This is a genomic window from Nocardia sp. CA-151230 (genome assembly GCF_050942175.1).
In the GTDB taxonomy this organism is placed as follows: Bacteria; Actinomycetota; Actinomycetes; order Mycobacteriales; family Mycobacteriaceae; genus Nocardia.
In genome coordinates this window covers 8,063,448-8,085,932 of the sequence record NZ_CP192061.1, presented here as the reverse complement: position 1 = coordinate 8,085,932, position 22,485 = coordinate 8,063,448, and the positions used below count along the sequence as shown (strand labels likewise).

Sequence of the window (22,485 nt, the reverse complement as noted above, 5' to 3'; positions counted from 1 at the left end):
TTCGATCCAACGCTACCGCTTACCTTCAGAAACGGACATCCATTGTCGCCCCCATTTCACGCAGCAGCGCCCCTCCCGGAAGCGGGAGGGGCGCTGCTGTGAACGATGCGTGGAAACTACGAGAGTTCCGGCTATGCGTTTCCGTTGAAAAGGCCGGTGACGGAACCGTTTTCGAAGACCTCGCGGATGGTCTGCGCCAGCAGCGGGGCGATCGACAGCACGGTCAGCGTCGGGAACTTCTTGGCCTCGTCGATCGGCAGGGTGTTGGTCACCACGACCTCCTTGGCCCCGCAGTTGGCGAGACGTTCGGCGGCCGGGTCGGACAGGATGCCGTGGGTGGCGGCGATGACCACGTCGCCCGCGCCGGCCTTCTTGAGCACCTTGACCGCGCCGGCGATGGTGCCACCGGTGTCGATCATGTCGTCGATCAGGATGCAGGTGCGGCCCTCGACCTCACCGACCACGCGGTTGGAGACGGTCTGGTTGGGGACCAGCGGGTCGCGGGTCTTGTGGATGAACGCCATCGGCGCGTCCGCCAGCGAGTTGGCCCACTTCTCGGCGACCTTCACGCGGCCGGCGTCGGGGGAGACGACCGTGATGTTGGACAGGTCGTAGTTGTTGCGGATGTGCTCGGCCAGCTGCACCTGCGCGTGCATGTGATCGACCGGGCCGTCGAAGAAGCCCTGGATCTGATCGGTGTGCAGGTCGATGGTGATGATGCGGTCCGCGCCCGCGGTCTTGAGCAGGTCCGCGATCAGACGCGCCGAGATGGGCTCGCGGCCGCGGTGCTTCTTGTCCTGACGGGCGTAGGGGTAGAAGGGCAGCACCGAGGTGATGCGCTTGGCCGAACCGCGCTTGAGCGCGTCGATCATGATCAGGTGCTCCATGACCCACTGGTTCAACGGGGCCGGGAAGCTCTGCAGCACGAAAGCATCGGAGCCGCGGACCGATTCCTCGAATCGGACGAAGGTCTCACCGTTTGCGAAGTCGCGCGCGGTCTGGGGAGTGACGTGAACATTGAGTTCCTTGGCCACCGCCTCGGCGAGCTCAGGATGAGCGCGCCCCGAGAACAGCATCAGATTCTTCTGGTTATCGGTAGAGAACGCGGTCACTGACGTTCGCCATCCTTTTGCTCGTTGGATATCTCGGTGGTTCCCGGCGGATCCGGGAGAGCCGCGAGCGCCGCTTCGGCCGCGCGGGCTGCATCGGTGCCTGGGCGATTGCGCTGCACCCAGCCTTCAATGTTGCGTTGTGCTCCACCCGACACCGCGAGCGCTCCCGGGGGAACGCTTCTGCGCAGTACAGTACCCGCCGCCGAATACGCGCCGTCACCCACGGTGACCGGCGCGACGAACATGGTGTCGCTGCCCGTGCGCACGTGCGAGCCGACGGTGGTGTGGTGCTTCTTGACCCCGTCGTAATTGACGAAAACGCTGGACGCCCCGATATTGCTGTATTCGCCGATGGTGGCGTCGCCGACGTAGGTGAGGTGCGGGACCTTGGAGTGCGCGCCGATGGTGGCGTTCTTGGTCTCGACGAAGCCGCCGATCTTGCCCTCCGCGCCGAGCGAGGTGCCGGGCCGTAGATAGGCGAAGGGGCCGACGCTCGCGCCCGGGCCGATGCTCGACTTCTCGCCGTGCGTGCGCACCACCTTGGCGCCGTCGCCGACGGTCACGTCGGTGAGCGTGCAGTCCGGTCCGATCTCGGCGTCCTCGCCGATCACGGTGTCGCCCAACAGTTGTACGCCCGGCCGGATGACGGCGTCGCGGCCGATGACCACATTGCCGTCGATCCAGGTGTTGCCCGGATCGATGATGGTGACCCCGGCGCGCATGTGCCGTTCCAGGATGTAGCGGTTGAGCGTGCGGGCCGCGCCGGCCAGCTGCACCCGGTCGTTCACGCCGGTGACCTTGGCGGAATCGATCAGCCGCGCGCCGTGCACCGGATGTCCGGCCTCACGGGCCAGCTTGAGCACATCGGTGAGGTACAGCTCATGGCGGGCGTTGGCGGTATCGATGCGCGAGATCATGATTCGCAGCACGGCCGCGTCGAAGACGTAGACGCCGGAGTTGACCTCGGTGATGGCCGCCTGCGCCGGGCTGGCGTCGGCGTGCTCGACGATCTCCAGCACGTGACCCTGCGCATCGCGCACGATCCGGCCGTAGCCGTTCGGGTCCTCGGGCTCGAAAGTCAGTACGGTGACGGCGGATCCGTCGGAGTAGCTGCGGTGCTCGTCGAGCAGCGCGTGCAGGGTGTGCCCGTCCAGCAGTGGCACGTCGGCATAGGTGACGAGGACGTCGCCGTCGAAGTTCTCCGGCAGCGAGGTGAGCGCGCACTGCACGGCGTGCCCGGTACCGCGCTGTTCCTCCTGCACCGCCAGGGTGATCTGGCGGCCCAGTTCGGCTCCCACCTTGCCGACCGCGTCGCCGACCTGTTCGCGATCGTGACCGATCACGGTGATGAGCGCCGTCGGGTCGATCTCGTGCGCGGCATGCAGCGCGTGGGCGAGCATGCTCCGACCGGCGAGCGGGTGCAACACCTTGGGTGTCTTGGACCGCATTCGGGTTCCGGCTCCGGCGGCGAGAACGACGACGGCGGTCTGCTGTGGCATGGATCTCCCTCGGCTGCCGGTCATCGTGTGCTGAGTCAAGTTGTGCTGGGCCACAGTGGGTCAGCACCCACAGCGTGGTCAGCGATTTTGTGCGGGGCCCACCATATCGACCCTGCTCGTGAGCTCCGCCGCCAGGACTCGAACCTGGACAAACTGAACCAAAATCAGTTGTGCTGCCATTACACCACGGCGGATTGGCGCGTCATGCGGGTCTGATCCTCGCATGAAGTACGCCTCTACGTCGAACCGCTTACATAGATTCGAACGTGTCTGTCGATAGGCTACGTACGAAGGCGCGGCGGCCCATGGCCCCGCACCCCCTGCGAAGGTGCTCGGGGGCAGGGTGAAAGGGCAGGTGGCGATGACGACGGGCGAGGGCTCCAAGCCGGCGCGGCCGCGGATGACCGGCACCCAGCGCCGCCAGCAGCTCATCGAGATCGGCCGGGCGCTGTTCGCGGAGCGGGGGTACGACGCCACCTCGATCGAGGAGATCGCGGCGCGGGCCCAGGTGTCGAAACCGGTGGTGTACGAGCACTTCGGCGGCAAGGAGGGGCTCTACGCCGTGGTGGTCGACCGGGAGATGTCGACGCTGCTGGAGATGATCACGTCCTCGCTCACCCAGAACCGTTCGCGGGTGCGGCTGGAGCAGGTGGCGCTGGCGTTGCTCACCTATATGGAGGAGCGCACCGACGGCTTCCGGATCCTCATGCGGGATCAGCCGGTGTCGGCCGCGGAGGGCACCTACTCGAGTCTGCTGAACGAGGCCGTGAATCAGGTGGCGCACATTCTCGCCGGGGATTTCGAGCGCCGCGGGCTGGACCCGACGCTGGCGACGCTGTACGGGCAGGCGCTGGTGGGAATGGTTGCGACGGCGGCGACCTGGTGGCTGGACGAGCGCCAGCCATCCAAGGAAGTGGTGGCCGCGCACCTGGTGAACCTGTGCTGGAACGGCCTCACTCATTTGGAGGCGGAACCCGAGCTGGCATCGGAATGGCCGAGCGGCAAGGGGTTATAGAACCCGGCGGTTTGAATTCAGGTCTGATATGTCTGTCCTAGCGGGGCAGAACTGGACAGTTAACCAGCGAATTGCGAAGAAGGACGGGTCGAATGCTCGAATCGGCTGGCAGCACGCAGCCGGGTGGTACGGTTCACCCATCCTTCGAGTGCTGTTCGAACTGTGATGTCGGTCAACTTCGGGATATCGGTCTACTTCAGGATGGCTGGTTTGATGACAGGCGGCTCTGATGGCTAGGCAAGCGCGTGCGGAGATCACTCGCGATTCCGTTCTCGCGGGCGCGGCCGATGTCTTTCTGCGACTGGGCTACGCGAACGCGTCCCTGTCAGAGATCATCGCGCAGTCGAATGTGACCAAGGGCGCGTTGTACTTTCACTTCGGATCCAAGGAAGAACTGGCGCGCGCGGTCGTCGATCAGGGCAACGAGCGACTGGTCAGCGCATGTCAGGGATTCTTCGATCCGCGGGTGCCGGCGCTGGAGGCGTGCATCGGGATCACCTACGTGGTCGCCGACCTCACCATGAACGATCCGATGGTGGGCGCGATGCTCAAACTGACCCACCAGATCGGCGACTACCGTGGCGCGACCGGCGACAATATCGCCAAGACCTGGGGTGAGACCCACCGTTTGCTCGCCGAACGCGCGATCACCCAGGGGGATCTCAAACCCGACCTGGATCCCGACACCATCGGCATGCTGCTGCAGGAGATGACCACCGGCGTCCATATCGTCGCGGTCAGCACCGAGTCCATCGATCAGATGGCGACCCGCATGGAGCGGGCCTGGTACTTCCTGCTGCCGAGCATCGTGCCCGAGGAGAAGGTCGCCTACTTCCGCGAATTCGCGGCTCGGCGCCTGCGTCGCTACGTGCAGTGAGGCTGTGCACGGTGCGGTGATGGAAGCACCGTGCTGTGCGGGTGAGCACGTAGCGTGCAGTGCTGCGGCGCAGCGGGTTTCGCGAATCGGCTACTTGAGCCCCGCCTGCCACTTGGTGAGCGCCTTGGTGAACAGGCGGTCGGCCTCGTCGGCGTGGTAGTCGTTGATGTTGGCGTTGTAGTCGAAGTACCAGATCTTGCCGCCGGACCGGCAGACATAGTGCAGGCCGCGGGCCTGGCCGCCGCCGGCCGCGGTGGCATCCATCTGGTAGCCGATGATCGCGTCACCGACCGCCGGAATGTTCGGGATCTTCGTGTAGATGATCTGCATGCCGTCGTAGATCACCGTCGGGCAGTTGTCGGAGGCGTCCTTCTCCTCGTCGAACTCGCTCTGGATCTCACTCTGCGGGCGGAACGCGACCGTCGTCGTGACCGAGGCGCCGCCGTATCCGCCCTTCTGGCCGAAGGCGGAGGTGGCCTTGGCCGCCGGCTTGGTCGCGGGCGGGGCGGCTTCCTTCTTCAGCTTCGCGGTGCAGTCCGGGGTCTCGCCGGAGACGCGGGCCTCATCGGTGCCGTCGTTGGTCTGCTGTTCCTTCTTGGTGTCCTCGGTCCAGCCGACCGGCAGGTCGTCGGCCGCCAGCACCATCGCGGCCGGATCGTTCTTGCCCGCCCCGGTTGTGGTGGCGGCCGTGCTCGAGGTTTCCGTGGTCTGGGCCTGCGTACCGCCCGAATCATCGGATCGGGTCACCACCACAGCTATCACCGCACCCACCGCCAGCACCACGACTCCGGCCAGTGCCAGCAGGATCATCCGATTCTTGTTGCGCCCCAGCGGTTGTGCGGCAGACGGTGGTTCCGCACCGTACTGCCCCGGCGCGGGGAAGGGCGGCTGCTGCCCGAATTGTCCTTGCGGCGTACCGAACTGATTCCGCGGGGCACCGAACTGGCCCTGAGGAGCACCGAATTGATTCTGCTGCGCACCGAACTGTGCTTGCGGGGAACCGAACTGCGCCTGCGGGGTACCGAACTGTCCGTACGGATCGACGCCCGGCCCTTGCGGCGCACCGAATCCCAGTGGCGGGTACTCCTGCGCAGGAACATTCTGGCCCGGAACCTGCCCGAATTGCTGCTGTGGCGGGTACTGCCCTCGGGGCGGGGCGGGCGGCTGGACCGGTTGTCCTTGCCACTGCTGGGTCGGGGCCCACTGGCTGTCGGGCGGCGGTGGATTGGTGTGGTGATCGGGTTGGCCGCCGCTGGGTGGAGCGGGTGGCGGAGTGGTCATGCTGTCCCCTGGACCCGGGTGTTCTGGTCACAGCGGGCCGAGCCCCGGTCCTCCTCCCGCGGGGACCATTGTTATCACAGGGTCCGACGCCCGCTCGGGTGGCGAAATCGGCGCAGGTCCACGCGACGGGCTACCCGCCCTTCAGCTTTCGCCACCCGCCCGCGCGGTTGTTGGCGACGATCTGCCGGAACACGGCGAGAAGCGCTGGGCTGTTGAGGGTTTCGCCCTCGGCCACGGCGATCATCCGGGCGGTCCTGTTGTCGTGCCCGCCGGTGATGATGCCCTCGGGGTCGGGCACGATGGCCCCGTCGTAGAGGAAGATGTCGACGGCCTTCTTGGTGGCGAGCAGTGCGCAGATATTGCCGTCGAGCACGAAGTAGGGCCGGACCGTGCGTTCGATGGTCTCCGCGACCGCCGGGTCGGCCGCGTGCACGAGGTCGCGGACCTGGCGGCAGATGGCTTGTTGCCGGCCGGGCCGGGCGTCGATGTCGGCGTCCACCCGCGGATCGGTGGCATAGGACATTCCGTCATCCGAACACGGCCGGGGCGTCCGGGGGGAGGGCCAAGAAGCGTCTGCGTGCTGAAGCTGTCACAGCGGGTGACTAGACTCGGTTGCCGTCTGAAACGCTGATCTGCGCCGAGGAGTCTGCCCCATGACCACCCAACGTCCACCTCTGGCGGGACTGGCTGCGGTGGCCGGTGCCGATGCCGCGCTGGAGCAGGTCGCGAACCTGATCGGCCGGGAGTCGGCGATGCTGGTCGCGCCGTCGGCGGTGCGGCCCTTCGTAGCGTCGACCATTGCCGGGCACCGCCCGCTCCTCGTGGTGACGGCCACCGGGCGGGAGGCCGACGATCTGGCCGTCGAGCTGACGGAGATGCTGGGCGACACGGTCGCACTGTTCCCGTCCTGGGAGACGCTGCCGCACGAGCGGCTCTCGCCGGGCGCGGACACCGTGGGCCGACGGCTGCAGGTGCTGCGCCGGCTGGCGCATCCGGAGGACCCGGGCTTCGCGGGTCCGCTGCGGGTGGTGGTCACCACGGTGCGCTCGCTCATGCAGCCGATGGCGGCGGGGCTCGGGGAGATCGAGCCCATCGTGCTGCGCCGCGGCGCCGAGTTCGACTTCGACCAATTGCTCACGCGGCTGGTGGAATTCGCCTACGAACGGGTCGACATGGTCGGCAAGCGCGGCGAGTTCGCGGTGCGCGGCGGCATTCTGGACGTCTTCCCGCCGACCGCGGATCATCCGGTGCGCGTGGAGTTCTGGGGCGACGAGGTCTCCGAGGTGCGCGCCTTCTCGGTGCAGGACCAGCGCTCGATCCACGAGGTGCCGATCGACCTGGTGGTCGCGCCGCCGTGCCGGGAACTGCTGCTCACCGACGCCCTGCGGGAACGCGCCGCCCAGGTGGCCGCCGAGAATCCGGCCGATGCCGCGCTGGTGGAGATGCTGGAGAAGATCTCCCAAGGCGTCCCGGTGGAGGGCATGGAGGCGTTGCTGCCGGTGCTGCAGCCCGGTGAGCTGCAACTGCTGGTGGATGCGCTGCCCGCGGAAACCCATGTGCTGCTGTGCGATCCGGAGAAGGTCCGCACCCGCGCCGCCGACCTGGTGCGCACCGGGCAGGAATTCCTGGAGGCGTCGTGGACGGCGGCCTCCTTCGGTGGGGCCGCCCCGCTGGGCGCGCACGGGCTGGATCTGGCCGCCTCCGGCTACCGGGGTCTGGATGTGGTGCACGCCGATGCCGAGCGGCGCGGCCTGCCCTGGTGGACGCTGAGCCCGCTGGCCGCCGACGATCCGGACGAGATCGCGCTGCCGGTGCTGGCCGCCGCCTCCGCGCGCGGTTCGGAGGAGCTGGTCGCCACCATCTTCGCCTCGCTGCGCGCGCATGTCGCGACCGGTGGCCGCGCGGTCATCGTGGTGGCCGGACACGGTACGGCGCAACGCATTCTGGAACGGCTCGCCGATGCCGAGGTGCCCGCGGCGGCGCTGGAGGCCGGTGCCGAGCCGGTGCGCGGACTGGTCGGCGTGCTGTGCGGGTCGCTGCACGACGGCGTCGTGTTCGACGACGCCAAGCTGGTGGTGATCGCGGAATCCGATCTCACCGGCAACCGGGTCACCGCGCCCGGCGAGGGCAAGAAGCTGCCCGCGCGGCGGCGCAACCAGGTCGATCCGCTGGCGCTGACCGCCGGCGACATGGTGGTGCACGATCAGCACGGCATCGGCCGCTTCGTGGAGATGATCGAGCGGACCGTCGGTGGCGCGCGCCGCGAGTACCTGGTCATCGAGTACGCGCCCAGCAAGCGCGGCCAGCCGGGGGACCGGTTGTTCGTGCCGATGGACTCGCTGGATCAGCTGTCGCGCTATGTCGGCGGCGAGATGCCGTCGCTGTCCAAACTGGGCGGTTCCGACTGGGCCAATACGAAGCGCAAGGCGCGCAAGGCGGTTCGTGAGATCGCCACCGAGCTGGTGCAGCTCTATGCCGCCCGCCAGGCCGCGCCCGGCCACGCCTTCGGCGCGGACACGCCGTGGCAGCAGGAGATGGAGGACGCCTTCGCGTTCACCGAGACCGTCGATCAGCTCTCGGCCATCGCCGAGGTGAAATCCGATATGGAGAAGGCGGTCCCGATGGACCGCGTCATCTGCGGTGACGTCGGCTACGGCAAAACCGAGATCGCGGTGCGCGCGGCCTTCAAGGCGGTGCAGGACGGCAAGCAGGTGGCCGTGCTCGTGCCCACCACGCTGCTGGCGCAACAGCATCTGCAGACCTTCACCGAGCGAATGGCCGGTTTCCCGGTGGTGGTGAAGGGCCTGTCCCGCTTCACCGATGCGGCCGAATCGCGGGAAATCCTGGAGGGCATGACCTCCAAGGATGTCGACATCGTGGTGGGCACCCATCGTCTGCTGCAGACCGGGGTGCGCTGGAAGGACCTGGGCCTGGTCGTCATCGACGAGGAGCAGCGGTTCGGCGTCGAGCACAAGGAGCACATCAAGGCGCTGCGCACCCACGTGGACGTCCTGACCATGTCCGCCACGCCTATTCCGCGCACGCTGGAGATGTCCCTCGCCGGCATTCGCGAGATGTCGACCATCCTCACCCCGCCGGAGGAGCGGCATCCGGTGCTCACCTATGTGGGCGCCTACAACGACAAGCAGGTGGCCGCCGCCATCCGCCGTGAGCTGCTGCGCGACGGCCAGGTGTTCTACGTGCACAACCGGGTGTCCTCGATCGACAAGGCGGCCAAGCGGATTCGCGACCTGGTGCCGGAGGCGCGAGTGGTGGTCGCGCACGGGCAGATGAACGAGGACATGCTCGAGAAGACCGTGCAGGGCTTCTGGGAGCGGGAATTCGATGTGCTGGTGTGTACCACCATCATCGAGACCGGTCTGGACATCTCCAATGCCAATACCCTGATCGTGGAACGCGCCGACGCCCTGGGCCTTTCGCAGCTGCACCAGCTGCGCGGGCGGGTCGGCCGTTCGCGGGAACGCGGCTACGCCTACTTCCTCTACCCGCCGGAGAAGCCGCTCACCGAGACCGCCTACGACCGGCTCGCGACCATCTCGCAGAACTCGGATCTGGGCGCGGGCATGGCGGTGGCCATGAAGGACCTCGAGATTCGCGGCGCGGGCAATGTGCTGGGCGCCGAGCAGTCCGGCCATGTCGCGGGTGTCGGCTTCGACCTGTACGTGCGCCTGGTCGGCGAGGCGGTGGAGGCCTACCGGGCCGCCGCCGACGGCCGCCCGATCTCGGTGGACGAGGAGGTCAAGGAGGTCCGCATCGATCTGCCGGTGGACGCCCACATCCCGCCCGACTACATCGCCTCCGACCGCCTTCGCCTGGAGGCGTACCGCAAACTCGCGGCCGCCCAGGACGATTCGGCGCTCTCGGCCGTGGTCGAGGAACTGGTGGACCGCTACGGCCCGCTCCCCGTGGAGGTCGGCCGCCTGGTCTCGGTCGCCAAGCTGCGCCTGCTGGCCCGCGAGTACGCCATCGCCGAGATCGGCGTCACCGGAACCACTCTGAAGGTGTCGCCGCTGCAGCTCCCGGATTCCAAGCAGCTGCGGCTGAAACGGCTGTACCCCAACGCCACCTACCGCCCGGCGACCGGCATCGTCCAGCTGCCGCTGCCGCGCGTCGAGGACAGCGTCGGCGCGGCCCGCGTCCGCGACGTGCAGGTGCTCCAGTTCGTCGCGGACCTGCTGCTCGCCCTGGATGGAAAGGCCCCGGGCGCAGTGGATGTCAAGGTCGCAGCCGAGGTGCTGGCTCCCCGATGAGTTGTCCGGCCAACGCAAGCCCCGCACGGGCGTCCGTAGGGCGGGCCGTCTCGCCGACGTCGTCGTGCGTCCGGCCCGCGGCTGCGGTGGCGTGATGAGTACCGGGAACGGCACGGGAGCGGGGTCGGACCGGCGGGGCGAGTCGCTCCGGCGGAACTCGGAACAGCCCAGCGCGGGAGGCGGTTTCGTGCATCGCGAGGCGGGCCTCGATGCGACGGCGGCCGAATCCGCGGCCGATACCGCGCGCATGATCGTGGCGCTCGGCGAGGCGGTCGAGGTGATGGACCGGCTGTGGAACTTCGGTGGGTGGGAGGTGACGCAGACGCACGATTCGCTGCGGCCGTACCTGCTGGAGGAGACGTACGAACTCCTGGACGCCATTCAGGCCGAAGACGCGGAGACCATCAAGGAGGAGCTGGGGGATCTGCTGCTGCAGGTGTTGTTCCACTCCCGGATCGCCGAGGCCGCAGGAGAATTCACCGTCGCCGACGTAGCCGCGGCGCTGGTGTCCAAACTGGTGCACCGCAGTCCGCATCTGATCGGCGAGCACGGTCCCGGCGAATACGGCATCGATCCGGCCGCGGCGGTCGCCGACAAGATCGCGGCGCAGGAAAAGGCTTGGGAGGAGCGCAAATCCGCCGAGAAGGCGCGGCGCTCCTGCCTGGACGGCATTGCCATGGCGCAGCCCGCGCTGGCGCTGGCGGAGAAGGTTCGCTCGCGAGCTATCAAGGCGGGTTTACCCGAGAAGCTGATTCCCGGCGCTCTGCGTGTCGTGGAGCTCGGCGGGCCGGACAGTGCCGAAGAGCGGCTGCGCAAGGGCACTCTCGCGTTCGCCACCGCCATCCGCGCCGCCGAGGATGCCGCGGAAATCGACCGGGGCGAGCGACGCGCGCTGGCCGCCGCGGACTGGCATCGGTACTGGCCGCGCGGCTGAACGGGTTTCGGCGCCGCGGGCGGATCGGGGCGTCGCGGTCGCGATGCCGGACGATAACGGCGGTGTTGCCTTCGGCTCGTTTCGGCTAGCGTCAGAGGGGTGCATGCTTCGGGGCGCGAATCGACAACCGAGTACTACCCGCCGCGAACGGGCGCGCTCATCGCGCTGGTCTTCTTCCTATCGATGACGGTGCTACCCGGTTTCGTGGTGTTCGACGGCAATCAGCAGCCGGTCATGCGTGTGCTCGGCGGATTGGCCATGGCGTTGTTCGGTTTCGGGGTGTACGCCATGCTCGAGGATCTGCTTCGCCCGCAGCCGACCCTGCTGGTCACCGACCAGGGCTTCACCTATCGCGGGTTTCCGCATGTGGCGTGGGCGGAGGTGGAGCGGGTGCGGCTGGGCATCGGGCGGCTGCGCAAGGGCGGTCGCGCGGAAATGTTCGCCGAGGTGGTGCTGCGCGATCCGGCCGAATTCCGTGACCGCGTACAGGCACTCGGCGATGTGACCATGCGCCGCAATCCGGACCGCCGGCTGTTCATCGTGGCCGAGCGGCTGCCGGTGCCGGTGCCGGCGGTCGTCGACGTCATGCGGGAGCATTATCCCGGTCTGTCGGTGCGTGCCGTCGAGGACGCGCCCGCCGACTCGCCGCCGGCCGCGCCTCGTTCACACGATCGCGACATGGTGGAGAGCGCGCTCGTGAGCGCCTTCACCGAGGCGCTCCCTGTCGGCTGGAACCTCGCGGTCCTGTGGTTCTCCAGGGTCGGCGACGACGGCCACGCCGGCATCCAGCTCGAATTGACCGACCCCGACGCCGATCACACCGACGAGCTCCAGCCCTCCGGGGAGATCCTCACCCTCCTCAACCGGCTCAAGGAAGTCTGCTACGACCAGATGACCGGCACCTGGCTCAGCGGCCAGGTCGTCCTCCGCGCCGCCTCCACCAAGGCCGAATTCACTCTGTCCTTCAAGGAAATCCCCGACTGGCTCCCCATCCCCGAGCCCGACGAATGCCGCCGCGAACTCGCCACCTATCCCCGGGCCGGCGATGAAATCCCCGTCTGGCTCCGCCAACGCATCTCCTGACCGCGCGGACCGTTCAGGGCCGGACGTTCTCGACTACATCGACGATCACCGAGTAGGTGCTCAATATGTTGCTCTCGATCGGCGCGTGGTCGGGCCAGTCGTGTGCCGCCCGAAACGCATCCGACTCCAGATACCCGATATACGCGGTCTCATCGGCGAATTCGAGCATCGACACATAGCCGCGCCCGACCTCCCGGGCGCGCATCAGCCGCGCCCCCACCAGTCCCGGAACGGCCGACAGCGTCTCCCGCATGCTCGCCCCGAAGTTCCGCTCGAACACCTCTCGATCCGCGTCCGCCACGAACAACTCATTGACGACGACAAACATGACTACTCCTCGAGATTCAGCGCGCGACCGATGAATCGCACGGTGGTGGACAGCACCCGATCGAAACCATCCCCCGCGTCGATCCGATCGATGGCCCGTCCCAACGCCCCATCGACCAGCTCCGCGGTCAACTCCGGTTCCGGATCTCCCCGCTCGGCGAGCGCCTGCCGCAGCGGTTCGGCGATTTCATGATGCGCACGTGAAATCCGCTCCCGTGCACTGTCATCCGTGAGCCCGCCCCCGCCGAGGACGGCGATCCGATGCGCCCCCGCAGCCGCCAATTCCACCGTGGCCCGCGCATAGGCGATGACGCGCGCATCCGCCCCTCCGGCGGCCGCGACGGCCTCGCGCACGATCCGCCCCCAGGTAACGAACGAGTCCGCCACGATCCGCGCGAGAATCTCCTCCCCCGACCGGAAGTACTTGTAAACACTGCTCCTGGCCAGTCCCGCTGCGGCCCCTACCGCCGCCGGCGTCACCGCCCCAACCCCCTTGCTCAGCAACAATTCCCGCGCCGCCGCGAGCAACACCTGCTCCTGATTGGCCCGATGCTCCGCCACCGTCGGCGCGTCGATCTTCGGCACCGAACCCTCCCATCTTGGCGACATGATGTCCCCAAGATAGCAGTCATGGCGACATACTGTCGCCGCGACCCGGCCGGCAACCATGAGGCAGCGACAAATCCCTACCTGGCTCCGCTGATGCATCTCCTGACCGCGGATCGACCGGGCCCCGTCGGCGTTCGAATCAGGTAGCTGTCTGCCGGTACGGGTCGTCCAGCACAACCGGGGTGCTCGCGACTTCCTGGCTCGTCTACTCCTCGGCGAGGTAGCGCTCGACTGTTTCGACCTTGGCCTTCATGGCGTCGGTGACGCCATGGCGGATGTCGGCTTTGAGGACCAGGCTGCAGCGCGGGGCGACCGCCATGACGGCGTCGGTGGCCTGTTTGACGACGGCCATGACCTCGTCCCATTCACCCTCGATGGTGGTGAACATGGCATTGGTCTCGTTGGGGAGGCCGCTGGCGCGGACGATCCGGACCGCTTCGGCGACGGCGCGGCCGACGTTCTCGCCGACGCCGAGCGGGGTCACGGAGAAGGCGATGATCAAACGTTCACGCCGTAGTCGCGGGCGATGCCGGCCAGGCCGGAGGCGTAGCCCTGGCCGATGGCGCGGAACTTCCACTCGGGGCCGTGGCGGTAGAGCTCCCCGAAGACCATGGCGGTTTCGGTGGAGGCGTCCTCGGTGAGGTCGAAGCGGGCCAGTTCGGAACTGGTCACGGCGTCGATCACGCGGATGTAGGCGTTGCGGACCTGGCCGAAGGACTGGCGGCGGACGTCGGCCTCGTGGATGGAGACCGGGAAGAAGATATTGGTGATGGTCGGCGGCATGGCGGCCAGGTCGACATTGATCACCTCGTCGTCACCGTCGCCCGCGCCGGTGAGGTTGTCGCCGGTGTGCTCGATGGTGCCCTCGGGGGAGCGCAGGTTGTTGTAGAAGATGAAGTGCGCGTCGGAGAGCACGCGCTGGTTGGATCCGCAGGCCAGCGCGCTGGCGTCCAGGTCGTAATCGGCGCCGGTGGTGGTGCGCACGTCCCAGCCCAGCGCCACCGCGACCTTGGTCAGGTTGGGGGCCTGTTTGGACAGCGAAACGTTTCCGCCCTTGGCCAAGCTGACAGACACACGGTCTCCTTCGATACTCAGTTCCGGTCGGCCGCCATCGCTTTGAGCGTCGCGACTCGTTTCTCCAGATAGCGTAGTTCGCTGTCGTCGAGGACGGTGCGCTGAATTCCCGTGGCGACCGCGAAAGCCGATTGCCGATGGTCGTCGATCACCTCGACGGTCAATTCCACCGCCACATAGTCGTCTGCGTCCGGCATGGGATCGGCGATCACCTCGGCGGTGCCGCGGGCGCACAGCGCCACGTTGCCGCCGCCGAGAATCAGCAGCGCGATATCGGGGCGTTCCCGCAGCCGCGCCAGCGAGCCGCGATCGAACTTGAGGCTGAGCAGGATTCGGCGATCACCGGCGCGCACCGGCCAGGAGACCGGGATGGCGTGGGGCGCGGGATCGGTGGTGACGAGAACCGCGATGGTGTCCTGCGGCCATTCAGGGAGGGCGTCCAGTTCGGGGTGGTCGGTCGGAAGTGCTGTCGTCTCGGTGTCGTCCGGTTCCGTCACTGTCGAGGGCTCCTGACGTTCCCGCGCTTCGGCTACCATCCGCGTCACCTCACCATCGGCTCCGCACAGCGGGCTGGACTGTGCTGCGGCAAGTGTATGCCGTTGCCGCGCTGGCCCGCTGGCGTCCGATCGGGGCCCGCGGCGTGCCGGTTCCGCGAGGTTCGTCCGTTACGACTGTGAAAACACCGCTGGACCTGCGGGGAAACAGATTGACGAGAAGCGATAACGGTTGCATCATTCGTAACAGTCCCTCGACTGAACGAGGTCACGCGAGTAGCCGGCCGATGACCGCCCGGTGAATATCGTCCGCCCATCCAGGTGTCGACGAACGCAGCAGCTTTTCCCAACCGGCGCGGCAGGCGCCATGTGAACGAGTGAGGTGAGTGCGAATGGGATTCCGGCCGTATCAGCGACGACCGTGGAATACACCTCGCACCGCCCTGTCCGCTCCGTTCTTCTGACTGCCCAACAGATTTCACGGCGCTGGCCGGTACCGGGTCCGCCCGGCGGCCGGTCGCGCCGGTCCGGGGCTGCAGATGTGAGGTGAACAGCGCGAAGAGAGCGGAGATGGTGATGGCGGATCTGGGTCCGGGGCAGCCGGAAATGGTGGAGATGGTGGGGCGCGCGACCGCGGCGAATCTGGTGGTATCGGATGCGGTCATCGACGATCTGCGTTACCTGCGCGGCGAACTGGCCGCCGCGGACGTGCCGTTCCTGCTGGTGCGCGACGCCGACCATCGGCTGGTACTGGCCGTGGACAGCGGTCACCGGTCGGCCCTGAGACGGGTGCTGGGAGCCGCGATGGTCGCGGGCTTCTCCTGCAACGAGAAGCCGCACAATGTCTTCCGTCTCGGCCGCGACCTGGACCCGGCCCATCATGTGGAGCTCGAGCTGTGGGAGTACCACGGCGACACGGTCGAGTGCCCGCGCCCGAATGCCCTGACCCGCATGGTCTTCGACGTCGCCGACGTGGAACCCGCCACTGTGCTGCTCTACGACGCCAGCTGGCCCACCCTGGCGGGGATGTTCACCCCCAACCCGACCGATGTCGGCTTCGACATCGACCTGGTCTTCTCGTGGGTGGACGGCACCGACCCCGAATTCCGCGCTCGCCGTGCGGGAATGATGGCCCAGGTGGTGGTCGGCGAGGGCGACGAGGCGGACGCCCGTATCCGCCAGATCGACGAACTGCGCTACGCCCTGCGCTCGGTGCACAAGAACGCGCCGTGGATCCGCCGCATCTTCATCGCCACCGATTCCCGGATTCCGGACTGGCTGTCCGACGACCCGAAGGTCACCATTGTCCGTGCGGTGGACCACTTCTCGGACATCAGCGGCCTGCCGGTGTTCAATTCCCATGCGATCGAATGTCAACTGCAGCACATCGAGGGCTTGTCGGAGCACTTCCTCTACTCCAACGACGACATGTTCTTCGCCCGCCCCGTGCGCCCGTCCATGTTCTTCACTCCCGCGGGCATCAGTCGCTATATCGAAGCGGGCACCCGAATCGGCCCGGGCGCCAATAACGAACGCCGCAGCGGTTTCGAGAACGCGGCCCGCGTCAACCGCGCCCTGCTGACCCAGCGTTTCGGCCACGTCATCACCCGCCACCTCGAGCACACGCCGGTTCCCTTGCGCCGCAGTGTGCTCATGGAGATGGAGCAGGTCTTCGCCGAGGATTTCGCGCGTACCCGAGCCAGCCGCTTCCGCGCCGCCACCGATATCTCGGTGACGAATTCCCTGTATCACTACTACGCCCTGCTCACGGGCCGCGCGGTCCCGCAGGAGGCCGCCAAGATGCGCTATGTGGACACCACCATGTACACGGGCCTGGCCCTGCTCGACGGCCTGTCCAAACGCCGCAACGTAGATTTCTTCTGCCTCAATGACGGCAGTTTTCCGGAGGTGCCGGAGGCCGAACGGGTCCGTGCCGTCTCGGAATTCCTGGAAACGTACTTCCCGGATCCGGCCCCCTGGGAAAAGCCGGATTCCAGCGTCGGCACCCTGACCGCCTTCGAGTCCGGCGCGGCCTGACCCGTCCGGGGCAACGACTTTCAACCGTGTGGGCGCTGCCGGATCGGGCCCGGGTTCGGTGCGCACCCGCGCGACGAACCCGGGCGGTCGCTCAGAGCGCGTACGGGTTGAAGGCGCAGACCAGATTCGGATGGCCTGCTGGGTCCAGGGCGTGCAGGGCGATGGACGCGGCCCGGGGGGAGTACATCATCGACAGGTGGTCGGACAGGTCGATACCGCAGTTGTCCTGCAGGGTCACGTTGTTCACCGTCGCGCCGGGTCCGGCGGTCAGGAAGGTGGCGTTGTACGGGGTCGAGATCTCGTCGTGAGTGGTGCCGACGCTGGTGTAGTGCACGCCGGGAACGGTGTCGCCGGTGGCGTCGAGGGCCGAGTAGAAGCTGGATCCGGAGACCTGCTCGATCAGGCCCTGACCGACCAGCAGCTGACTGAATCCCAGTGCGTTGAAACCCATGTCCGTCAGATGCCGGCCCAGGGTGGCGATGCCGTCGAGGGTGGTGCCGTGGTGTGTGGCGCCGAAGGTGATCAACTGGTCGACCTTCCCCGCGCCGCCGTCGAACTTCAGGTATTGGTCGGCGACGGTGCCGCCCTGGGAGTGCCCGATGATGTCGACCTGGTGCGCGCCGGTCGACGTCAGCACCTTGTCGACGAAGGCGGCGACCTCCTTGGCCGACTCCTCCATGGGCGCAATGCCATTGACGCCCGGCACCAGCGCTCCCAGACCACCCTGCTGCAGCAGACCCTCCTGGCCGAAGTTCAGCGCGTACACGCAGAATCCGGCCTGTTTGATCTTGGGCGAAAGATAGGCGAACCCGTCATAGGCGTTCATCCAGGATCCGTGCAGCAGCACCACCGGCTCGGGATGCGCCGCAGTGGGTTTGCAGTTCCAGTCGTTGGAGCCGGCGGGGGCCATGTTCTCGTTGGCGAGTGAGAAGGTGAACGCGGCCACGGCGTCGGTCATTTCGGGACCGTTGCCGGTCGGGATGGTGGAGTGCGGCGCACTGGAGATGCCGGTGTCCGCGAGCGCCTTTCCGGCGGTGGTCACGCCGGTGTTGATGGCATCGACGAGGTCCTGGACCGTGGGCTGGGTAGCGGCCTGGGCGTTCACGCTGTACGTACCCGCCACCACGGCCGCGCCCATGATCGCCGCGGCGATGCGCACGCGCATCCGGTTGCTCGTGGTCATCTGGATGTCCTTCCTGCAGGTGCCGGGCTTCACCGCCCGAACCTGGATGCCGAAGGTAGAGCCGCGGCCGCGCCCGTTCGTCCCTGTTGCAGGGGATTCCACGTTCCAACAACGGCGCTGGTACCTCGGTGTGAAGACCTCCAACGCTGAGATGGGTGTGTCATCGCTCCATACGAGTCCGCTACCGCGAGAGCGCCGGCCGTCGAGCGGTGGCGCTGATATGCGCCAATAGTGTTCGGTTGGAATCTGATTGGTGCCACAGCCCACCCTCGGCAGCATGAAAAAGAAGTTCCTCGCCGCCACCGTCCTCGCCGCCGCCGCGACCGCCACCATCCTCGGCGCCGGCCCCGCCTCCGCGGACGACGTGCACCAGATCTACTTCGCCTACGGCACCGACAACGGCTACGCCAGCGGCCGCCTGACCGGCTTCAGCCACGACACCTACCAGGTCGACGCCCGCGGCGGCCAGGTCATGGTGGTAGACGCCACCCCCTACTGGTCGGACGCGACGGTCACCATCAGCGGCCCCACCGGAACCCTGTCCTACCAGCGTCAGTGGACCTCGGTCACCCTGCCGGTCAACGGTTCCTACCGGCTCACGGTGTCCTCGCCCAGCCACAGCACCGTCGACTACGGCCTCAGCGTCAAGATCGACTGAATACCCACATCATGAACCTGGGGAGCGCGCCCTCGGCGCGCTCCCATCGGCATGTGACGATCTCGGAACGCCAGGGCGCGCCCCGGTGGCACTGGAGCCACGGTCGAGGACCTCCGCGACGGCCTTCGAGTCCGGCGTAGCCCGGACACCACCCGGACTCAGGCTTTGCGGACGGACTTCGTCACTCCCGACAGACGGTTGAGCTTCTCGAAATACCGTGTGGCATCGAGGCTTCCGGATGTCAGATGGGCCGGCGCGAAGCACTCGCCATTGCAGAGAGTGACTCGCCCGGTCGAGCTGATCGCCGTGATTGTGCAGTCGGCATCGTCTCTCCCGGTCATCCGGAACCTGACGGGGGCACCGACTTTCACCCAGTCGGGCAGCCTTATCATCGCCGCTGGCCCTCACTCTCATCGCGCAAGCTCACGAGGTGTCGGCGCAGCGCACACCCGGCCTGCTCGCATGCTTCGTTATGGGCGCGCAGCAGCGCCTCGACCTCGCGATCGGAGAACACCTCACCGCGCGAAGGCCTGGCATGCCAGGCAGGATGATCGCGCAGCGACGCCATCCGGTCGGGCTCAGGTGGATCGGCGGGCGCGAAATAGGGGTTGGTCATCATCGCCTCAGATTCGGTAAACGGAAGAAGGACACGTCGTCACCACGCGCGATGCCTACCGTGCACGCGATGGCGGTTGTGTAGCGGTACGCGGGGGAAGCCGCCGGCAACCAGGAGCGAGTCGCCCGGTGAAGCGGACCGAGCATCGGTGAACCCCCACCGCGCGACGGCCAGAAGTGTCGGTCCAATGACAGCAATCAGAAGTAAAAACCAGATGTCCCACTGCATTACGTCAGCCCCTCGCTGAGTGGACGGTCGTAGCCATGAGCTGACGATGCTCCCGGTCGCGACACAGGGGCCGACTCGCCGCCGCATTTCCGAAATCAGCGCGAAGCCGCAGCTCACTTCTCATGAGAGGCATACTCTTCCTCTCAAAATGAGAGGAACGCATCGGCCGGATGAGAGGACGGACGGATGGCGGACCGCGAGCACGAAGACACCGGCACCACCTTGCCGCGCCGGCAGCTCGGTCGGCTTCTACGAGATGCGCGCACAGCAACGGGCATGAACCTGGACGAGGCCGCAGAGCTGGTGCAATGGAGTCGGCCCACACTGAGCCGCCTCGAGCGAGGCGAGACCGGGAGAGTGCGGGTCAATGACGTCCTGGCCCTCTGTGAAGCCTACGGATTGAGCGAGGAGAATACCGCTGTCGCACAGGGACTCGCCGAGCAGGTACCGGCGAAATCGTGGTGGTACGCCTATGGCGACCTCATCCCGGCGTGGGCCAACCTCTATGTCGGATTGGAATCCGGTGCAACGGCTTTGACGATCTTCCAGCCACTGATCATGCATGGCTTGCTACAGACCGCGGACTACGCCCGGGCCGTCGACCGGGCCTTCTTCCTCGATGACACCGCTGACGAACTGGAACGCAGGGTGCAGATCCGCGTGCAGCGGCAGCACCTCCTCACGCGCTCGCGGCGCCCGACCGAGGTATCAGTAGTCCTGCACGAGAACGTATTACGGACAGTGGTCGGTGACAATCGTGTGATGGCGGCACAGTGCCGACATGTGGCTGACATGAGTACGCACGACAACATCGATATCCGAGTGATGCCGTTCCGAGCGGGACTTCCCCTCGGGGCTGCATTGCCACCATTCACGATCATGGATTTCGGTGGATCCGTACGCGGCAACAACGTCACGGAACCTCCGCAGGTCTACTGCGAGGGCTACGCCGGTAGCGCCTATCTCGAGAAGCGCACCGATGTGCTGAGGTTTCGCGAGGCATTCGGCAAGCTTCAACAGGCGAGCCTGGACATCCGCCCGAGCCGCGACCTTCTGCGAGAGATAGCAAGGAGACACGAGAGTGAACGTTGACTCGACCGTCGCTCAATGGTTCAAATCCAGCTACAGCCAGGGCGGCTCGGATTGTGTAGAGGTCGCACATCGCGCAGACCACGTTCTCGTCCGAGACAGCAAGTACACAGGCCCGTCTCACGATCAACCCACGCTCGCGATCACGCCCGAACTCTGGCCTGCCTTCCTGGATCTCGTGCTGAGTGGCAACTCCGGCCGAATCGGCGACCAACTCTCTGTCACCATCTCTGCCGCTGGCGATGTGACGCTCACCGACCCCCACGGCACCGCCCTCGACTACACCCCCGCCGAATGGTCCGCCTTCACCAAGGGCGTGGCCAATGCCGAATTCAACCGCTGACAGCACTTTCGGCGATGTGCCGGACTCGGATGCGCTCTGATCACCGGGCCGCTCGGAGGTTCGCATCCTGACGGCAAACCGAAATTGTCCATTTCTGCTATGACGAAAAGCCGTGCTGCACAGGGCAACCAGAGGCTGTTCGGCAGTGCGGAACAGCGCTATGCGGCAGAGTGCGGCGACTGCATTCTTCCGTCAGTCCGAAACCGGCGGTCATTCAGGAGAAGTCGATCTTCCTTCATCGGCCGCCGCCGAAATGGCCGTACCGAGTGCCGCCGTGCCCTCGAACAGCGCCCGGGACCGGTTCTCGATGCTCTTGTCCCGCGCGGCCAGCCCCGCCATCACCGCGTCCCACCGCCGCGCACCGCGGAATTGCGGCATCAACTCCTGCAACTGCGGAATCCGGTACCCCGCGGCCCGCAACTGATGCACGATCCGCGCATCCCGCACCTCGGCCGGCGCATATCTGCGCGCACCCCGGCTGTCCCCACGTCCGGGCACAACCAGACCCATCGCGTCCCAGTGCCGCAGTGTGGAGGCCCGCACCCCCAATGCCTCCGACAACTCGGTCACGCCCATCTCGTCCGAGGGCCGCGCATCGGTAATGGGTTCTTCGGCTATCAACCTGGCTGCGGCCCTTGCGATTTCGAGTTCCCGCCGCTCGCCGTCGAGCCGCCCGTGCACCGCATCGAGTAATGCGAGCATCTCGGGGCCGGCTCCGGCCTGCGCGGCCCGCAGGATCTGCTTGGCCGCCCCCGGCCCCGCACCCGCCGCCAGACTCCGGTACGCCCGCACGGACCACAGATGGGCTTCGCCGAACATTCGGTAACCGGCGTCCGTGCGGATCGCCGGCGGCAGCACGCCCTCGTTCTCCAGGTTGCGGACCTGCTGCACCGAGCACCCCGCAAGCCGCGCCACATCCACGGTCCGCAATCGGCCCGAGTTGCGACTCAGCAACTCTCCACCTCCCTATATCCAGGGAAAGTCCACACGAGCACTTCAATGTAACGCTGTAACTCATGACCATCGAAGACCTGGCCACATTCATCGAATCCCTCGGCGGCGTCCTCACCCTCCACCCGGCCCCCGGTGACGGCACCCCCGAAATAGCCTGGGGCGACTACTTCTTCTATTACGCCCCCGACGGCATCACCCCCACCACAGTCCAGCCCTTCGCCACCCTGATCACGAAGGATTACCCCGACGACAGCACCTCCCGGCTCGACCGCCCCGACACGTTCCGCCTGAACATCAACACATCGAGGGACGAGTTCATCGAGTGGACCGGCCACACTCCCCGCGAATCAGGCTCCCTCGACCCGAGCACCACCGACACCCTGATCCCACACCCGATCTACGCCTCAGCCGCCTGGCTGGCTGTCGTCAACCCCGGCCCCCGAACCGAGGCTCCAATCCGAAACCTCCTCCGAAACGCCCACGATCGAGCCAGTACCCACTACGACCGCCGCACCGAATCCGACTGACAGATCCGCAATGGCACCTCCCACGGCGGCGAACGAACACCCTCGGCAGCCACCCCGAGGGCATCGGTGCGCGACAACTGTCAGCGAGCCATGCACGCGCCGGCCGCTCCGGTCAGCGCGCCATACGGCATGTCAGTGCCTGATTCTCGGGTGATATCAGCGGCTCGTGATGGTGAGTTGGCCGGTTGCGCGCGTTGTTCCATGTCCCTCAGCGCGTCGGCGAGGTCGTCGAGATCGTAGGTGGCACCGCGGGCAACGCGCAGGGCGTCGGAGT

Annotated in this window: 22 protein-coding genes and 1 tRNA gene; 10 read left to right on the top strand and 13 right to left on the bottom strand. The window is 66.9% G+C overall.

What is annotated here, in order from left to right; genetic code table 11:
• Positions 1-131: 131 nt before the first annotated feature.
• The 3 genes from ACQP1O_RS38025 to ACQP1O_RS38015 all read right to left on the bottom strand — a co-directional run bounded on the left by ACQP1O_RS38025 (position 132) and on the right by ACQP1O_RS38015 (position 2,805).
• Positions 132-1,112 carry a ribose-phosphate diphosphokinase gene (locus tag ACQP1O_RS38025; protein WP_433563142.1) on the bottom strand — a complete coding sequence of 327 codons (981 nt, stop codon included), beginning with the start codon at positions 1,110-1,112 and terminating at the stop codon, positions 132-134.
• Entirely contained in the window at positions 1,109-2,611 is a 1,503-nt protein-coding gene (gene glmU, locus ACQP1O_RS38020) for a bifunctional UDP-N-acetylglucosamine diphosphorylase/glucosamine-1-phosphate N-acetyltransferase GlmU (RefSeq protein WP_433563141.1), read from the bottom strand. Before glmU ends, ACQP1O_RS38025 begins: the two co-directional genes overlap by 4 nt.
• A 123-nt stretch (positions 2,612-2,734) precedes the next feature.
• A tRNA-Gln gene (locus ACQP1O_RS38015) sits at positions 2,735-2,805 on the bottom strand.
• A gap of 206 nt (positions 2,806-3,011) precedes the next feature.
• Between ACQP1O_RS38015 and ACQP1O_RS38010 the strand changes: the two genes are divergently transcribed.
• Both ACQP1O_RS38010 and ACQP1O_RS38005 read left to right on the top strand, forming a co-directional pair.
• On the top strand, positions 3,012-3,626 hold the full coding sequence (locus ACQP1O_RS38010; protein ID WP_433567929.1) for a TetR/AcrR family transcriptional regulator: 615 nt from the start codon (positions 3,012-3,014) through the stop codon (positions 3,624-3,626).
• 229 nt (positions 3,627-3,855) lie between these two features.
• A complete protein-coding gene (locus tag ACQP1O_RS38005; RefSeq protein WP_379387467.1) occupies positions 3,856-4,503 on the top strand; it encodes a TetR family transcriptional regulator in 648 nt (215 codons plus the stop codon).
• A 90-nt stretch (positions 4,504-4,593) separates the two neighbouring features.
• Here the strand turns inward: ACQP1O_RS38005 and ACQP1O_RS38000 are convergent, their stop codons facing one another.
• Entirely contained in the window at positions 4,594-5,784 is a 1,191-nt protein-coding gene (locus ACQP1O_RS38000) for a hypothetical protein (RefSeq protein ID WP_433563140.1), read from the bottom strand.
• A gap of 130 nt (positions 5,785-5,914) precedes the next feature.
• Positions 5,915-6,307: a DUF1801 domain-containing protein gene (locus tag ACQP1O_RS37995; protein ID WP_433563139.1), complete on the bottom strand. Its 393-nt coding sequence runs from the start codon at positions 6,305-6,307 to the stop codon at positions 5,915-5,917.
• Between the two features lie 130 nt (positions 6,308-6,437).
• Here ACQP1O_RS37995 and mfd point away from each other — a divergent pair, with 130 nt between their 5' ends.
• The 3 genes from mfd to ACQP1O_RS37980 all read left to right on the top strand — a co-directional run bounded on the left by mfd (position 6,438) and on the right by ACQP1O_RS37980 (position 12,072).
• Positions 6,438-10,055 carry a transcription-repair coupling factor gene (mfd, locus tag ACQP1O_RS37990; RefSeq protein WP_433563138.1) on the top strand — a complete coding sequence of 1,206 codons (3,618 nt, stop codon included), beginning with the start codon at positions 6,438-6,440 and terminating at the stop codon, positions 10,053-10,055.
• 247 nt (positions 10,056-10,302) lie between these two features.
• A complete protein-coding gene (locus ACQP1O_RS37985; RefSeq protein ID WP_433567928.1) occupies positions 10,303-10,989 on the top strand; it encodes a MazG family protein in 687 nt (228 codons plus the stop codon).
• A gap of 99 nt (positions 10,990-11,088) precedes the next feature.
• Positions 11,089-12,072 (top strand): hypothetical protein, encoded by a 984-nt coding sequence (locus ACQP1O_RS37980; protein ID WP_433563137.1) that lies wholly within the window; start codon positions 11,089-11,091, stop codon positions 12,070-12,072.
• Between the two features lie 13 nt (positions 12,073-12,085).
• Here ACQP1O_RS37980 and ACQP1O_RS37975 read toward each other — a convergent pair whose 3' ends face one another.
• The 5 genes from ACQP1O_RS37975 to ACQP1O_RS37955 all read right to left on the bottom strand — a co-directional run bounded on the left by ACQP1O_RS37975 (position 12,086) and on the right by ACQP1O_RS37955 (position 14,579).
• A complete protein-coding gene (locus ACQP1O_RS37975; protein WP_433563136.1) occupies positions 12,086-12,400 on the bottom strand; it encodes an antibiotic biosynthesis monooxygenase family protein in 315 nt (104 codons plus the stop codon).
• Positions 12,401-12,402: 2 nt separating this feature from the next.
• On the bottom strand, positions 12,403-12,984 hold the full coding sequence (locus ACQP1O_RS37970) for a TetR family transcriptional regulator (RefSeq protein WP_433563135.1): 582 nt from the start codon (positions 12,982-12,984) through the stop codon (positions 12,403-12,405).
• 229 nt (positions 12,985-13,213) lie between these two features.
• On the bottom strand, positions 13,214-13,510 hold the full coding sequence (locus ACQP1O_RS37965; protein WP_433563134.1) for an MTH1187 family thiamine-binding protein: 297 nt from the start codon (positions 13,508-13,510) through the stop codon (positions 13,214-13,216).
• Complete coding sequence (locus ACQP1O_RS37960) at positions 13,507-14,082, bottom strand: TerD family protein (protein WP_354833161.1); 576 nt, start codon at positions 14,080-14,082, stop codon at positions 13,507-13,509. The genes ACQP1O_RS37965 and ACQP1O_RS37960 overlap by 4 nt, the downstream gene beginning before the upstream one ends.
• Before the next feature lie 17 nt (positions 14,083-14,099).
• Positions 14,100-14,579, bottom strand: a complete 480-nt coding sequence (locus ACQP1O_RS37955) for a hypothetical protein (protein WP_433563133.1) — start codon at positions 14,577-14,579, stop codon at positions 14,100-14,102.
• A 573-nt stretch (positions 14,580-15,152) separates the two neighbouring features.
• Between ACQP1O_RS37955 and ACQP1O_RS37950 the strand changes: the two genes are divergently transcribed.
• Positions 15,153-16,613 carry a stealth family protein gene (locus tag ACQP1O_RS37950; RefSeq protein ID WP_433563132.1) on the top strand — a complete coding sequence of 487 codons (1,461 nt, stop codon included), beginning with the start codon at positions 15,153-15,155 and terminating at the stop codon, positions 16,611-16,613.
• 91 nt (positions 16,614-16,704) lie between these two features.
• On the opposite strand, the gene ACQP1O_RS37945 is transcribed toward ACQP1O_RS37950, so the two are convergent.
• The gene (locus ACQP1O_RS37945) at positions 16,705-17,796 is read right to left on the bottom strand and encodes an esterase/lipase family protein (RefSeq protein ID WP_433563131.1); all 1,092 of its coding nucleotides are present in this window, start codon (positions 17,794-17,796) and stop codon (positions 16,705-16,707) included.
• Positions 17,797-18,073: 277 nt separating this feature from the next.
• Here ACQP1O_RS37945 and ACQP1O_RS37940 point away from each other — a divergent pair, with 277 nt between their 5' ends.
• Positions 18,074-18,454 (top strand): hypothetical protein, encoded by a 381-nt coding sequence (locus ACQP1O_RS37940; RefSeq protein ID WP_433563130.1) that lies wholly within the window; start codon positions 18,074-18,076, stop codon positions 18,452-18,454.
• A 388-nt stretch (positions 18,455-18,842) separates the two neighbouring features.
• Here ACQP1O_RS37940 and ACQP1O_RS37935 read toward each other — a convergent pair whose 3' ends face one another.
• Positions 18,843-19,073, bottom strand: a complete 231-nt coding sequence (locus ACQP1O_RS37935) for a hypothetical protein (RefSeq protein ID WP_433563129.1) — start codon at positions 19,071-19,073, stop codon at positions 18,843-18,845.
• A 411-nt stretch (positions 19,074-19,484) separates the two neighbouring features.
• Between ACQP1O_RS37935 and ACQP1O_RS37930 the strand changes: the two genes are divergently transcribed.
• Both ACQP1O_RS37930 and ACQP1O_RS37925 read left to right on the top strand, forming a co-directional pair.
• Positions 19,485-20,390, top strand: a complete 906-nt coding sequence (locus ACQP1O_RS37930; RefSeq protein ID WP_433563128.1) for a helix-turn-helix domain-containing protein — start codon at positions 19,485-19,487, stop codon at positions 20,388-20,390.
• Positions 20,380-20,730 (top strand): DUF397 domain-containing protein, encoded by a 351-nt coding sequence (locus ACQP1O_RS37925; RefSeq protein ID WP_433563127.1) that lies wholly within the window; start codon positions 20,380-20,382, stop codon positions 20,728-20,730. The genes ACQP1O_RS37930 and ACQP1O_RS37925 overlap by 11 nt, the downstream gene beginning before the upstream one ends.
• Before the next feature lie 210 nt (positions 20,731-20,940).
• Here the strand turns inward: ACQP1O_RS37925 and ACQP1O_RS37920 are convergent, their stop codons facing one another.
• Complete coding sequence (locus ACQP1O_RS37920) at positions 20,941-21,684, bottom strand: MerR family transcriptional regulator (protein WP_433563126.1); 744 nt, start codon at positions 21,682-21,684, stop codon at positions 20,941-20,943.
• A gap of 62 nt (positions 21,685-21,746) precedes the next feature.
• On the opposite strand from ACQP1O_RS37920, the gene ACQP1O_RS37915 reads away from it, so the two are divergent.
• Complete coding sequence (locus tag ACQP1O_RS37915; RefSeq protein WP_433563125.1) at positions 21,747-22,211, top strand: DUF6194 family protein; 465 nt, start codon at positions 21,747-21,749, stop codon at positions 22,209-22,211.
• Positions 22,212-22,485: the final 274 nt, after the last annotated feature.